The 14498-nt window shown below is 41.4% G+C and carries 9 protein-coding genes and 1 riboswitch; all 9 genes read right to left on the bottom strand.

Annotation, left to right across the window (positions count from 1 at the left end):
- Positions 1-2 precede the first annotated feature (2 nt).
- Positions 3-923 (bottom strand): 1-phosphofructokinase, encoded by a 921-nt coding sequence (pfkB, locus tag LQ188_RS00505; RefSeq protein ID WP_230175707.1) that lies wholly within the window; start codon positions 921-923, stop codon positions 3-5.
- Positions 923-1675 carry a DeoR/GlpR family DNA-binding transcription regulator gene (locus LQ188_RS00500; RefSeq protein WP_230175706.1) on the bottom strand — a complete coding sequence of 251 codons (753 nt, stop codon included), beginning with the start codon at positions 1673-1675 and terminating at the stop codon, positions 923-925. The genes pfkB and LQ188_RS00500 overlap by 1 nt, the downstream gene beginning before the upstream one ends.
- A gap of 230 nt (positions 1676-1905) precedes the next feature.
- Positions 1906-3183: a 2-oxoglutarate dehydrogenase complex dihydrolipoyllysine-residue succinyltransferase gene (odhB, locus tag LQ188_RS00495; protein WP_101225207.1), complete on the bottom strand. Its 1278-nt coding sequence runs from the start codon at positions 3181-3183 to the stop codon at positions 1906-1908.
- A gap of 1 nt (position 3184) precedes the next feature.
- Positions 3185-6037 carry a 2-oxoglutarate dehydrogenase E1 component gene (locus LQ188_RS00490; protein ID WP_230175705.1) on the bottom strand — a complete coding sequence of 951 codons (2853 nt, stop codon included), beginning with the start codon at positions 6035-6037 and terminating at the stop codon, positions 3185-3187.
- A gap of 376 nt (positions 6038-6413) precedes the next feature.
- Complete coding sequence (locus tag LQ188_RS00485) at positions 6414-7184, bottom strand: class III extradiol ring-cleavage dioxygenase (protein ID WP_230175704.1); 771 nt, start codon at positions 7182-7184, stop codon at positions 6414-6416.
- Positions 7185-7259: 75 nt separating this feature from the next.
- Positions 7260-8027: a polysaccharide deacetylase family protein gene (locus LQ188_RS00480; RefSeq protein WP_230175703.1), complete on the bottom strand. Its 768-nt coding sequence runs from the start codon at positions 8025-8027 to the stop codon at positions 7260-7262.
- A gap of 102 nt (positions 8028-8129) precedes the next feature.
- Positions 8130-11579 carry a methionine synthase gene (gene metH / locus LQ188_RS00475; RefSeq protein ID WP_230175702.1) on the bottom strand — a complete coding sequence of 1150 codons (3450 nt, stop codon included), beginning with the start codon at positions 11577-11579 and terminating at the stop codon, positions 8130-8132.
- Entirely contained in the window at positions 11572-13419 is a 1848-nt protein-coding gene (locus LQ188_RS00470) for a bifunctional homocysteine S-methyltransferase/methylenetetrahydrofolate reductase (RefSeq protein WP_101225212.1), read from the bottom strand. The genes metH and LQ188_RS00470 overlap by 8 nt, the downstream gene beginning before the upstream one ends.
- 104 nt (positions 13420-13523) lie before the next feature.
- Positions 13524-13622, bottom strand: a riboswitch (SAM riboswitch).
- A 111-nt stretch (positions 13623-13733) separates the two neighbouring features.
- Positions 13734-14384, bottom strand: coding sequence for an MOSC domain-containing protein (locus tag LQ188_RS00465; protein WP_230175701.1), 651 nt, complete (start codon positions 14382-14384; stop codon positions 13734-13736).
- Between the last annotated feature and the right edge of the window lie 114 nt (positions 14385-14498).

Here is a 14498-nt window from a genome sequence, read left to right as displayed (position 1 = left end):
AGTCAGCCTCCTGTTAGTTGATTGATGGCAATTTGCGGTAATAACTCTTCAATTTTATCCAGTGTACCGAGATCGGATGAAAAGGCTGTAGCACTTCCTGCAGCAAGACTGAAGCGGAAAGCGGATAAAATATCCCCTGTCCTTTCATATGTCCCGATGAAACCTGCGACCATGGAATCACCGGCACCCACTGAGTTGATGACGTTCCCTTTTGGAACATTTGCGGAATATGACTCTCCACCGGTGCAAAGCACGGCCCCCTGTCCCGCCATTGAAACAATAACATTTTGTGCTCCTGCTTCAACCAATTTAGTGCCATATTCTCTAGCATCATCAACCGTCCTTATTTCTGTGGAAAAAAGCTCACCCAGTTCATGGTGATTCGGCTTTATTAAAAATGGCCGGTGTGGAAGGACATTCAGTAATCCCTTGCCACTCGTATCCACCACCACTTTAATGCCGTTATCGGAACATGACCTTGCCATGGCTTCGTATACATCCGATGGAACGCTTGGAGGGATGCTTCCTGACAAAATGAGGATATCATTATTATTCAACTGTTCAATTTGACTAAATAATTGTTGATAATTCCCTTTTGAAATGACTGGCCCTTGGCTATTAATTTCGGTCTCCAGCCCTGTCTTCAATTTGATGTTTATTCTTGTATCTCCAGCTATCTCTGTAAAGTCCGTGAAAATCTCTTCCTGTCTTAAGAACCTTTTTACAAATTCACCTGTTTGTCCACCGATGAATCCTAAAGCTGTCGTACTATTGCCCAGCCTTTTAAGCACTCGGGAAACATTGATCCCTTTCCCTCCAGGGAATTTTGCATCATAACTGGTTCGATTCACCTTGCCCATTTGAAAACTTTCCACCTCGACAAGGTAATCGATGGATGGGTTGAGTGTCACTGTATAAATCATTAAATGGTCACGACCTTTACCTTTGGATTTTTATCAAGTTGAGCAACAGCCTCTTCATCATTGCTGTCAGTAAGGATTATGGCATCGCTTACATCTGCCACCTTAGCGAAAGTAGCTTCATTCAGTTTTGAACTGTCAGCAAGCACATAAGTTTCGTTAGAGAGGCGTAACGCCATCTTCTTCAGTAGGGCTTCTTCCGGGTCGGGTGTTGTTAAACCCAGATCTTGATGGATGCCGTTCATTCCCAAGAAACATTTATCAAAACGGTATTCATTCAAAAACTGTACAGCATTACTTCCTATAACCGCATTTGTCGAAAATTTAATCGTTCCGCCAACTAACACTGTTTTGATTTCCAATTCGATGAGTTTTGGAATATGCATAAGACCATTTGTCAGCACCGTTATATTTTTATCCTTTAAATAAGGAATCATTTCCGCAGTTGTCGTGCCTGCATCAAGATATATACAATCATTTTTCTCTATGAATGAGGCCGCCAGCTTTGCTATAAGTTGTTTTTCAGCTCTTGCTTTGTTTTGCTTTTCCATAGTTGTTGGTTCAAGGCCTTTTCTTTGAAGTAAAGAGGCCCCGCCATGCACGCGCTTCAAGAGCTTCATTTCTTCGAGTTGCACTAAATCTCTCCGAATGGTCGACTCCGAGGCTTGTAGCTGATCTACAAGCTCCTGCAGCTTTACCGTTCCATGTTCTTTAAGGATCGATAAGATGAACTGGTGCCTTTCAGTTGTCAACAATTCGCCCACCTCACTTTAATATCATCATCATATATGAAAACGAAGGAATAATCAATCACAAACGTTTAAAAATACTCAAATTCATTCAAAAATACCTCCAAAAACATTCAAATTCAATTGAGATAATCTTTCTTGAACCCCATTATCTCTTTTTCTATGAAAATATCCTTTCAGTTCTTCAAACAAAAAACCCCCATGTCATGATGACAGGGGGGTTTCTTATTATTTTATTAGCCTTGAAGTAAAAGTTGTTCTGGATCTTCCAGCATATCTTTGATAGCCACTAAGAAACCAACAGCTTCTTTTCCGTCTACGATACGGTGATCATAAGATAATGCAAGGTACATCATTGGTCTGTTTTCGATTTGATCTCCAACAGCGATTGGACGAGTCTTGATTGTATGCATGCCCAAGATCCCAACTTGAGGGGCATTCAAGATTGGTGTTGATAATAGGGAACCGAAAGTCCCTCCATTTGTGATGGTAAAAGTACCACCTGATAAATCGGAAAGTCCCAGTTTGTTGTTACGCGCTTTAACAGCTAAATCGGAAATGTTCTTCTCGATTTCAGCAAAGCTTTTGCGGTCAGCATCCCTTACTACCGGAACAACAAGACCTTCATCAGTGGATACAGCTACACCGATATCATAAAAGTTCTTTTTCAGGATATGGTCGCCTTGGATTTCAGCATTCAATAGCGGATATTTTTTCAATGCGCCAATGACCGCTTTAGTGAAGAATGACATGAAACCAAGTTTAACGTCATTTGTTTTCACGAAAGAATCCTTATGGCGGTTACGCAATTCCATGACTGCAGAAAGATCGACTTCGTTAAAAGTAGTAAGCATGGCTGCTTCGGATTGTACTTGAACTAGACGTTTGGCAATGGTTTGACGACGGCGTGTCATCTTAACCACTTCAATGCGGTCATCATTCACTTCAACAGGAGCGGCTGCTTGTTTAGCTGCAGGAGCTTGTTTTGGAGCTGCCGCAGGTGCTGTAGGTGCTGCAGGAGCATTACTTGCTGCTTCTACGTCTTGTACACGTACACGACCTAGTGGGTCGGCTACAGGCACTTGAGTCAAGTCAATTCCTTTTTCACGAGCCAATTTCCTTGCAGCTGGTGAAGCAATAACTTGTTGAGTGGATGATGCTTCTTTCGCTTCTGCTTTAGGAGCCTCTTTAGCAGGAGCCGCTTGTTCAGCCTTAGCTGGTTCTGCTTTAGCTTCTTCAACCTTAGGAGCTTCCGCTTTTGGAGCTGCTGCAGCTGATCCATTTTCATCAACGATGGCGATAGCCTGTCCGACTTGGACAGTATCGCCTTCTTCTGCTAAATGTTCCGAAAGTGTACCCGTATAATCTGAAATGATTTCCACGTTCACTTTATCCGTTTCAAGTTCAAGGACATATTCTCCTTTTTCAACGTGATCACCGGGTTGTTTTAACCATTGCGCAATAGATCCTTCAGAAATTGATTCTGCTAATTCAGGTACTTTTACTTCAGCCATTTTATTTCTCCCCCTCATTATTGCGTGTAATTGCTTGAGTCATAATCCGTTGTTGTTCATTTTTATGGACAAGTGGATCTCCCTCAGCCGGGCTTGATCTGCGCTTCCTTCCTATATATGTTACTGAAAGATTGCCAGGAGCCGCTGCATTTAGGCGAGGTTCAACAAATGTCCAAGCACCCATGTTTTTAGGTTCTTCTTGAGCCCAGAAGATTTCTTTAAGATTTGTATATTTTTTCAGGGCTTCTTGAACTCCAGTGAATGGGAATGGATAAATTTCTTCGATACTGATGATTTGCAACCAATCCGTATTTTTTTCAGTTGCCGCTTTTTCACGAAGTTCAACCGCCAATTTACCTGATGCAAAAACAATGCGTTCAACCGATTTAGGTTTTTTGCCCAAAGCTTTGGTTTCTACGAAGGATTCAAATGCGCCTTCACTGAATTCTTCTGCTGTTGAAGCCATCACTTGATTACGAAGCATACTCTTCGGTGTCATGATGACAAGCGGACGTACTTGCTCTTGATCCAAAATCTTAGCTTGTCTTCTAAGGATATGGAAGTATTGAGCTGCCGAACTTAAGTTGGCAACTGTCCAGTTGTTTTCAGCTGCTAACTGAAGGAAGCGTTCCAGTCGTGCACTTGAGTGCTCTGGCCCTTGTCCTTCATAACCGTGTGGAAGCAGCATGACAAGACCTGATTTTTGACCCCATTTTGCACGGCCAGCCGCGATGAATTGGTCAAAGATCACTTGTGCTGTATTAGCGAAGTCACCGAATTGCCCTTCCCATAATACAAGTGTCTCAGGTGCAAATACATTATAACCATATTCATAAGCCAGAACTGCCGTTTCAGTAAGCGGGCTGTTATGAACAGCGAATGATGCTTTGGCAGTTTCAAGTGTGTGAAGTGGTGAATATGTTTTGCCATTAGCACTATCATGTAACATGATGTTACGTTGTGCGAATGTTCCACGCTCTGAATCTTGTCCTGTCAAACGAATTGGTGTGCCGTCACTCAATATGGATGCAAATGCCAATGTCTCGGCATGAGCCCAATCAATTTTTCCGTCAGCACCAAAGGAATCCAAGCGACGTGATAAAATCTTTCCTAATTTTTTATTAGGAGTGAATCCTTCCGGCCACTTAACAAGTTCTTCGTTAATTGTAACAAGTTCTTGTTTCGGAACTGCCGTTTCAATCGCTGGAAGTCCTTTTTCAATAATCCCAGGAGGATTACACTCTTTAGAAGCTTCCGGTTTATTTCCGGAAATTTTCGCATATGCATCTGCAAGCCTTGTATCCACTTGCTCAGCAATCGCTTTAACTTCGGCTTCAGAGAACTCGCCAGTTTCAATAAGTTTTTTCCCATAAAGCTCTTTAACGGTTGGGTGCTTATGAATTAATGCATACATTTCAGGTTGAGTCACCAATGGCTCATCCATTTCGTTATGGCCGAAACGTCTGTAACCGATCAGGTCGATCAAGAAATCCTTGTTGTATTTTTCACGATATAGGTTAGCAAGGTTCACAGCGGCCATACATGCTTCTGGATCATCTGCATTCACATGCACGATCGGCACTTCAAAGCCTTTTGCCAAATCACTAGCATATAAAGTTGAACGTGAATCTTCACTTTCCGTTGTAAAACCGATCATGTTATTGGCAATGATATGGATGGCGCCGCCAACTTGATAACCGCGTAAACGGCTTAAGTTAAACGTTTCAGGTACAATTCCTTCACCTGGGAATGCTGCATCACCATGAATCAGGATTGCAAGGGATTTGGAAATGTCCTGAACAGGGAATCCTTTTTCTGAACGGTCTTCTTGAGCCGCACGAGAATACCCTTCCACGATTGGACCGACCACTTCCAAGTGACTTGGGTTATTGGCAAGTGTAATCCTTGCTTTTTGTATATTAGCTTTAGTAATCTGTTTATCCAGACCTAAATGGTATTTAACATCACCGGTCCATCCATTGTTAATGCCTGTTGAACCTTCGGAAGGAACCAAATCTTTATTAGGTGAATGTTGGAATTCAGAGAAAATGACCTCATATGGCTTTCCTAATACATGTGCAAGCACATTCAAACGTCCACGGTGAGCCATGGCAATATTCACATTCCCCGTTCCGTTTTGAACAGTTTGTGAAATCATTTCATCTAAGATCGGAACCAAAGCATCCAGTCCTTCAATAGAGAAACGTTTTTGCCCTACATATGTGCGGTGAAGGAATTTCTCGAAGCCTTCTACTTCATTCAATCGTTTAAGTAATAGTTCTCTTTTCTCTTTTCCCACTTCCGGGAACATGTTTCCGGATTCGACCATATCAGTAAGCCATTGCTTTTCATCCAAGTCATTAACATGATGAAATTCAAAGGCTATCGTTTTTGTATAGAGTTGTTTTAGGTATTGTACGGCTTCGTATCCGTCTTTCACGTCTTCAGGTGATTCCGGACAAATTAAGTCAGCCGGTATTTTCCTTAAATCATCTGCAGTCAAGCCATATTTTTCAAAGTGAATTTGTTCAGTGTCCAGAGCTTCTTCTTTTAAAGGATAAATATTTGCAGCAAGATGTCCGTATGCACGGATATTTTCAGCTAAATTAACTGCAGACATAATTTTCTTCATTGGAAGAACTTCTCCAGTTTGTACAGTTAGTGCACTTCCAGTCGTTGTTTCTGCCGATACATCGAACGAAGGAGGACCAGATACTTCAAAAAAGTTTTTCAGTTCCGGATCCACTTCTTCCGGGTTGGCTAGAAATAAATCGTATTGCTCCATGACATACCCAAGGTTTGGACCCGAAAAAGTTTTCCATTGGTCGTATACCTTAGAATCATTGATGGTCATTTTGTAAACCCCCAAATTTTTCTCATAATTTTTTTCATTTCGTTTTATCCATCCCCAAATTTCTTTCTTCTAAATTTTCCCCAAATATATGATATATATAAGATATATACTAAATAACTTTGGTTATTGAATAATAAAATTTTAAAGGATAAAACGTTTTCAGATGTTATATTAACATGTTTTTGTCGAAATATCCAAAGGTTAAACCACTTTATGCAACCTTTTTTAAACTATATTTCTGTTTAATTCGTCAAAAATCGCTTTTAATTGTCTTTTTTGCTCATTTAAGTCTTTTTTTCGCTAAAAAAAGAATTTTGTATTTTTGTATAATGATTATTTTTCAGGTAAATTTAACTAGTTTGAAAACCCTTTCACCTCAATCAAACTTCCAAGCTGTTAAACTCAGATTGCCATATTGAAAGCTCCTGTGCAGGAGAGTAGCTTTTTTGTTGTCATCTCCTGACCCCATTGCGATGACCAATGGAATGAAATGCTCTTTGGAAGGCACAGCCTCTGTACTGTAAGGGGCGATTTTTTCATAATTGAACAAAGATTGCAAATCCCATTTCATGATATTCTCTTCGACCCAGTTCTCAAACTCGATTGCCCATCCTTCTGCAACATGCATATCTTTCTGAATTTGGGTGAAATTATGGACAATTCCACCGCTTCCTATGATTAGGACATTACTTTCCTTTAATTCTCTCAATGCTTTCCCAATTTCATACTGCTTGTCCAATGGCAGCGCAGGACTGATGGACATGGATACGGTCGGGATGTCAGCTTCGGGATACATGATATGCAAAAGCCCCCATGCTCCATGATCCAGGGGGCGCCTTTCATCAAGTTCCCCCAATACACCTATCTTGGACAATAAGGTTAAAATTCGATCTGAAAGCTCAAGGCATCCCCTGGCAGGATAAGTTATTTGAAATATTTCTTCAGGATATCCTGCAAAATCATAAATGACTTCATGCTTCCCTACTGCAGAAATCATTTGATCTTCATTTTCCCAATGTGCTGACAAAATAACGATGGCAGCAGGTTTCTTCATAGCTTGCATATAATCCTTCAAAAAAGAAGTGTAGCTATTCTTTTCCAAAGCTAATAGCGGTGTTCCATGTGATAAAAACAATGATGGCATCATAGAAACGATAAATCCTTTCACAATGTAATCTCTATATCCTATACCTTAATTTACTATAGATAAACAATGTGTTCATCAATTAAATTGCATTTTTGGGGTTGTCTCATCAATAGTATCAAAGGTATACCCTTCTTTTTTTAGGATTTCAATTATATCAGGCAATGCTTTCACTGTATTTTTCATACTATTGATATCATGCAATAAGATATTAACATGCTTTTGATCTTTCGTCCCTTTTTGTACAGCAGTAATGATTTGTCGTTCACTTATTGACGGACTGAAGCCATCTGTCGAGTCAATGGACCAATCAAAGTATATATACCCTTTGTCCTTTAGTTGTTGAAGGATTCCATTGATGATGGGTTTAGTGGCAGCCTGATGCCGCAGACGATTATTCGAGCCGCCAGGAAGGCGCACAATTCGGCTTTTTAACCCATACTCCTTTTGCAGCATGGTTTCAAGTCTATTCAAGTCTTGAAAGAAACCCTCAGTCGATCGATAAATGATGGAATAATCATGTGTATATGAATGTAGGGCAATCGAATGACCGCGGGAAATCATTTCCTGATAGCATTCCTTTGCGTATGGCTCTTCGTTGCCTTTAACGAAAAATGTGGCTTTAACATGATAGCGGTCCAAAATATCCAATATCTTGATGGTATTCAAAGATGGTCCGTCATCGAAAGTCAAATAGGCGATTTTCTGATTTTCCTTACTTTTTAGGAGCGGTGTCATCTCTTCAGGTACCATTGCATGTACTTGAACGTTTTGCACAGCCATAAGGAACAAAATAATAATGAAAGAACCCGCCATGGAAAGAAATAAATTAAGCTTATTCTTCATAGGTGTTGCATCCCCTTCCTTTTGACCATTAAGATGTGCCAATATAGGGGATTCATGCGCAATAAGGCAGCGGTAAAAAATACCGCTGCCTTATAATATGAATTATCGATCGACATTAAAGTAACGAGCTTCAGGATGTGCAAAAACAATGGCGGAAACGGAAGCCTCTGGTTCCATCATGCATCCTTCAGTCAATTCCACGCCAATATCTTGAGGTTGTAACAGGCGGAATAGCTTCTCCTGGTCTTCCAGATTAGGACAAGCAGGATAACCAAAAGAAAACCTTTGTCCGGTGTACTTAGCGGCAAATCGCTCTTTCATGGACATTTCAATCGGATCGCTTATGCCTAAATCATCACGCATTAATTGATGAATTCTTTCCGCAAACCCTTCTGCTGTTTCGAGAGCAAGTGATTGAAGGGCGTGATTTTTCAAGAAATCACCTTCAAGCTTAAGTTTTTCTGCCCATTTTCTGATTCCTTTTCCGGCAGTGACCAGGAAGAAACCAACATAATCCATTTGCCCAGAGGAGACCGGTTTCGCGAAGTCCGCTAAACAAAGATGCGGACTCGTATCTTGCCTTGGGAAATCGAAAGTTTCCAAAACCTCTTGATGATTGTCCGGGTTGTATACCAATAGCCTATCTCCTTCGCTTTGAGCAGGGAAAAATTGATAAACTGCATGCAAGCCATAATCCGGTTCCGTCTTAAGGAATTCAATCAATTCATCAACGAGATCATTGAGCTGCACTGCTTTTTCATTCCCTTGCTTAAGCAGTTCGGAAACTTTACCTTTTAACCCCAAATGATGACCAATCAGCATTTGCCTATTTATATATGGCTGGATGACATCCAATGGATAGTTTTTCAGGACGTGACGTTTGATGTCACGCGGTATTTGAACAGGAACATCGCTTAAAGGAGCAGCTGTGGACTGCTTACGGACAGGTTTTTCCAGCGTGGCGGCAATGGCGGCATTCGCTTTCGACCTTTCTCGTTTCTCGACTAACTCTTCCAAGTACACCACTTTTTTGTCAGAGTCATGTAAAATATTCGTTACAGCCAAACCATCCATCGCATCTTTGGAATATAAAACCGGTCCTTCATATTCAGGTGATATTTTAAAATCGGTGAATTTACGTGATAATGCTGCCCCACCCACTAATATTGGGGTATCTATTCCCGCTTGCCTTAAATCCTGAGCGGTTAAAACCATTTGCTGTGCAGATTTGACAAGTAACCCAGAAAGGCCAATGATGGTTGGCTCATGTTTTCGAACCTCTTCAATGATTTGTTGCGGGGCGACCTTGATCCCTAAATCAATGACTTCATAGCCATTATTCGATAGGATGATATCCACTAGGTTTTTCCCGATATCATGCACATCTCCCTTGACAGTCGCCAAAAGGATTTTCCCTTTCTTAGCGCTATCTTCAGAGTTTTCCATAAGTGGTTCAAGGTGAGATACTGCCGCTTTCATCGCTTCAGCACTCTGAAGCACCTCTGCGACAATAAGTTGGTTGTCATTAAACAACCGACCCACTTCACTCATGCCATCCATCAATGGTCCATTAATGATTTCCAATGGGGTATCACCGCGCTCAATCGCTTCATTTAAATCATCAATTAATCCTTCTTTCGTTCCTTCGATAATATAGTTACCTAGACGTTCGTCCAATGGCAGGATCACACCATTATCCTTCTTCTCAGCTTTTTTTCCACGATAAAATTCGGTAAAAATCGCTAAAGTTTCAGTTGAAGTCTCAAACAGGAGTGCCTCAGCCAGTTTCACTTCCTCTTCCGGAATCAGAGCGAAACGTTCAAGTTTTTCTGTATTCACGATGGCATAATCGAGTCCCGCTTTTGTACAATGGTAAAGGAAAACTGCATTTAATATTTCCCTTCCCCTCGCTGGCAGACCGAAAGAAACGTTAGAAATGCCAAGTATCGTTAGGCATTCTGGAAACTTTTCTTTAATCGCCTTTATTCCATTCACCGTCTCTAAAGCAGATCCTATATATTGTTCATCTCCTGTGCCTACAGGAAATACAAGCGGATCAAAGATGATGTCACTTTTGTTTAGACCGTACTTATTGACGAGCAGATCCACAGACCGTGTTGCCACTTCCAATTTCCGTTCAGCATCGACGGCCATCCCTATTTCATCAATGGTTCCTACGACAACGGCAGCACCATATTGATGGACTAAGGGTACTATTTTTTCAAAGCGCTCTTCACCATCTTCAAGGTTTATGGAATTAATGATCGATTTTCCTTGTGAATGTTTTAATGCTTGTTCAAGTACAACTTCATCCGTAGTATCGATGACCAATGGGACCTTCACTTTTTTGACGACCTCTTCTACAAATTCCTTCATATCGCCAAGCTCATCCCCATCAGGATCAGCAAGACAAATATCAATGACATGGGCGCCTTTTTTCACCTGGTTACGTGCAATTTCGGCTGCTGGCTCGTAATGCTTGCCGCGTATCAGCTCCTTGAACTTTCGGGAACCGATAACATTCGTCCTTTCACCTACGAATAAAGGACGCATTGAATCATCATAAATGAGCGGCTCTATGCCTGATACGGCATGACCATGGGCAGTTTCCGTAATAGTACGGGGCTTCATGCCTTCGAGGACCCTGGAAAGTTCTTTAATATGCTCTGGTGTCGTACCACAACATCCGCCAATGATATTGACCCATCCCTTTTCGGCAAATTGCTTCATTTTCTCTGCCAGGGAAGTAGGTGACTCATGATAGTGGCCCTCTTCATCAGGGAGCCCGGCATTCGGATAACAGCTGATGGCGCTGTTTGATATATCTGCAAGTGTCCTGATATGGTCTATCATGAATTCCGGCCCTGTTGCACAATTAAGGCCGACAGCTACGGGCTTCATATGTTCAACCGATAAATAAAAAGCTTCTATGGACTGGCCAGCAAGTGTCGTGCCCATCGGTTCGATTGTTCCTGATATGATGACAGGCACATCTTTTCCTGTTTTTGCGAATGCTGCTTTGATTCCAGAAAAGGCAGCCTTGACATTAAGCATATCCTGACAGGTTTCCACCAACAGCAAGTCTACACCGCCATCCAAGAGACCCAGTGCCTGTTCTTCATAAGAATCGGTTAAAATATCAAAAGTCGTTCCGCCCGTTACGGAAAGCGTTTTTGTAGTGGGGCCCATCGAGCCAGCTACATACCTTGGCCATTCTTCATTGGAATACTTTTCACAAGCTTTAACGGCAAGCTCAGCTGAAATTTTATTTAGCTTGTAGGCGATCGTGCTTATTTGGTATTCCTCAAGAACGATGCTGGTCGCTCCAAAGGTATTTGTTTCAATGATATCTGCGCCCGCCGCTAAATATTTTTCATGAATGGATTGGATGATTTCCGGCTGCGTCAGTGTTAAATATTCATTGCAGCCCTCGAATTGTTCCCCGCCAAAATCATCTGCTGTCAAATCCTCCGCTTGAAGCATGGTTCCCATCGCCCCATCAAGTAGGAGAATCTTGGAATTTAACTGATCTTGAATCGCTTTTTTATTCATGTACTGCCACCTCTGATGTCTGTTTACTATCGACTTTTCTAATATATTTCGTAAGTTCCGCCGTCATTTCATAGCGAAGGAACGGAGTGATTAAATATATGCCCTTGAATTTTTCCCTTGCCGCGTCCACCAGTTCCCGCGCGATATTAACCCCTTCAATCCTTGACTTTACAGGGTCATCCCCCGCTAAAGCCATTGCCCTTCTTACGTTATCAGGCAATTTGATGCCTGGGATCTCATTATGGATGAATTCTGCGTTCCGGGTGCTTGTCAAAGGCATGATACCGATGAAAATCGGGGTTTCTAAATGTTTTGTAGCTTCATGTACTTCTTCGATTTGCTCCACCGAATAAATTGGCTGTGTCAAAAAGGATTGAGCACCACAGGAAATCTTCTTTTCCATTCTCAGTACTGCTTTATCCAAATATTTCACATTCGGATTAAACGCTGCCGCAATTTTAAAATTTGCCCGTTGCCCCAGACTTTGACCGGAATAGGAAAGACCTTCATTAAATTGTTTGACCATGCTTATAAGGTCGAAGGAAGATAAATCATAAACCGAAGTGGCACCCGGGAAGTCCCCTATTTTTGAAGGATCTCCGGTGATGATCAATAATTCATTCAGCCCCACCGTCTGCAGACCCATTAAATGTGATTGCAGGCCAATCAAATTTCGATCACGGCATGTTATATGCACCATCGGATTAATATTCAATTGGTTCTTCAGTAGGTTAGCCAGAGCATCATTCGATATCCTTGGTGAGGCAAGTGAATTATCCGCTAGTGTAATGGAATCGACCCCTGCTTTTTTCAAAACCTCTGCACCGGTCATGAAGCTCTCTATTCCCAGCTTTTTAGGTGGATCAAGTTCAACCAGGATCGTCCTTTCCGTCTTGGCCTTTTCGTACAGTGGAAGTTCCAATTCTCTTTCGTTCACTTCAATTATTTCTATTTCACGGGATTTCGTAACTTTCTCTTTTACGGGAGCAAAACTTCCGATCGCATTCTTTACAGCTTGAATATGCAGTGGCGTCGTTCCACAGCACCCGCCTATGATAGCGGCACCTTGCTCACGAAGTTCCAGGGCACTTGAACCGAAATATTCCGGCACGGCTTTATAGACGAGCCTTCCATCCACATAATCAGGGAGGCTGGCATTAGGGTATATGGCAATCGATGCTTGCTTTGGCAAACTCACTTCTTCCAATGCCCGGATCATATGATGTGGACCAAGACGGCAATTCACCCCAACAACATCGGCACCCAATTGCTCGAGTTTTTGAAAGGCTTCATTTAAATGGATTCCATTTTGGAGATTACCCAGTTCATGCATCGAGACATTTGCGATGATCGGCAGTCCAGTTTCATTTTTTACGATTTGCAGAACGGTTTCCAGCTCTTCCAGGTCATAAAATGTTTCCAAGAGAATCCCATCAGGGTTTTCCATCAACAGACTGTATAGCTGTTCACGAAACCCCCGTTTAATCTCTTCCAGGCTTAAATCCGATTTTCTGATACTCCGTTGTGCCCCTATGGTACCGAAGACATAAGCCTTTCCTTTTGCCGCTTTTTTAGCAAGAATGACTCCCTGGCGATTGATTCTGCTTACTTCATCTTCAAGTCCATACCGTTTCAATTTGTTGAAATTGGCTCCGTATGTATTCGATTGAAGGATATCTGCACCAGCTTCCAGATAGGCACGATGGATAGACTCTATTTGATCCGGATTCGTGCAGTTTAATTCCTCATAACATTGATCGATGCCATTTGAGTACAATAAGGTCCCCATTGCCCCTTCCCCAACCAGCATTCTTTCTTTCACTTCTTTACGAAAATTCATCATTACACCCTCTCTCAAAAACAGTCCTGTTTTTGTCGTATTTTATGAGTATGAGAGAAAAGGAAAAAAAACCTTCTCAAAGAAGAAGGTTTTTTGAAACATTCTCCTCATCTATCAAGCTCTGCTTGCTGGATTTAGCACCTTTGCCTAAGCTGGTTGCTGAGGTTTCTTCGGGCCAGTCCCTCCACCTCTCTCGATAAGATCCATTTATATAATTTTCACAAGATTTCAAAATTAGATTATATTTAATTTACATTAATAATCTGTCAATTTCAATACCTGATCGACATTTTTTTCACTTTTGCAAAAATGATTCAATCTTTTGCAGCCTGAACCCTCTTCAAGATTCTTTGTTTCCAGTCTTCCGCTAATGGGTCCAGAGTAAGTAAAGCCATGGCGCCTTCCAGCCCATCTCGTTTATGAAGGATTACCTCTGCTGCATAATGAACTGAAATTTTTTCTTGCAAACGATCTATTAGTACGATCTCGTTTTGTTTATTTATCGTTCCTTCTTGAAGTACTCTTGCAAAATAACCAGTGAAACTCGTTTTCAGCACGAGTTCCAAAAACTTAGGTTCTTGATTGAAGTGGGAAATGGTCGAACAAGGTATCCTCCCCTGGTTAATTTGAACAATCACTTCGCCTATTTGATAAATATCACCGATAAACATGGTTTCTTCCCTCATCCCCGCTACGGTTAAATTTTCACCGAATGCTGGGATATCCAGCTTTTTAGAGAATCTTTCATTCCATAATGAATAATGCTCAAAGGGGTAAAAGCACAAAGCCCGATCAGGACCTCCATGGAACTTTTCATTACCTACCCCATCACCAATTATGCCTGATTTAGTCACTTTCACATGATCCTGTGCTTGTTTATCCATGGCTGAAAAGATATCGACATTCGAAAAACTTTCATGTTTCGGCTTTCCGGCCTGTAGTGATTTGATTTTTCCATTTTCCATTTTGCATCTTCCATTCATATTTAATTTATATCATTCTATATGTATAAATTATACTAAAAATCCATTATATTCAGTAGTTTTTAAACATATATGAAGTGAAAAAGCCACATGAGC

Origin of the sequence: Peribacillus sp. Bi134 (assembly GCF_918698065.1) — a bacterium.
In the GTDB taxonomy this organism is placed as follows: Bacteria; Bacillota; Bacilli; order Bacillales; family DSM-1321; genus Peribacillus.
This window is presented reverse-complemented; position numbering and strand designations above follow the sequence as displayed.

Bases quoted from the DNA above. Each gene is read 5' to 3' on its own strand.
- odhB (WP_101225207.1), bottom strand. From the start codon at position 3,183: ATGGCTGAAGTAAAAGTACCTGAATTAGCAGAATCAATTTCTGAAGGA.
- LQ188_RS00480 (WP_230175703.1), bottom strand. From the start codon at position 8,027: ATGAAGAATAAGCTTAATTTATTTCTTTCCATGGCGGGTTCTTTCATT.
- LQ188_RS00490 (WP_230175705.1), bottom strand. From the start codon at position 6,037: ATGACCATCAATGATTCTAAGGTATACGACCAATGGAAAACTTTTTCG.
- metH (WP_230175702.1), bottom strand. From the start codon at position 11,579: ATGAATAAAAAAGCGATTCAAGATCAGTTAAATTCCAAGATTCTCCTA.
- pfkB (WP_230175707.1), bottom strand. From the start codon at position 923: ATGATTTATACAGTGACACTCAACCCATCCATCGATTACCTTGTCGAG.
- LQ188_RS00485 (WP_230175704.1), bottom strand. From the start codon at position 7,184: ATGATGCCATCATTGTTTTTATCACATGGAACACCGCTATTAGCTTTG.
- LQ188_RS00470 (WP_101225212.1), bottom strand. From the start codon at position 13,419: ATGAATTTTCGTAAAGAAGTGAAAGAAAGAATGCTGGTTGGGGAAGGG.
- LQ188_RS00465 (WP_230175701.1), bottom strand. From the start codon at position 14,384: ATGGAAAATGGAAAAATCAAATCACTACAGGCCGGAAAGCCGAAACAT.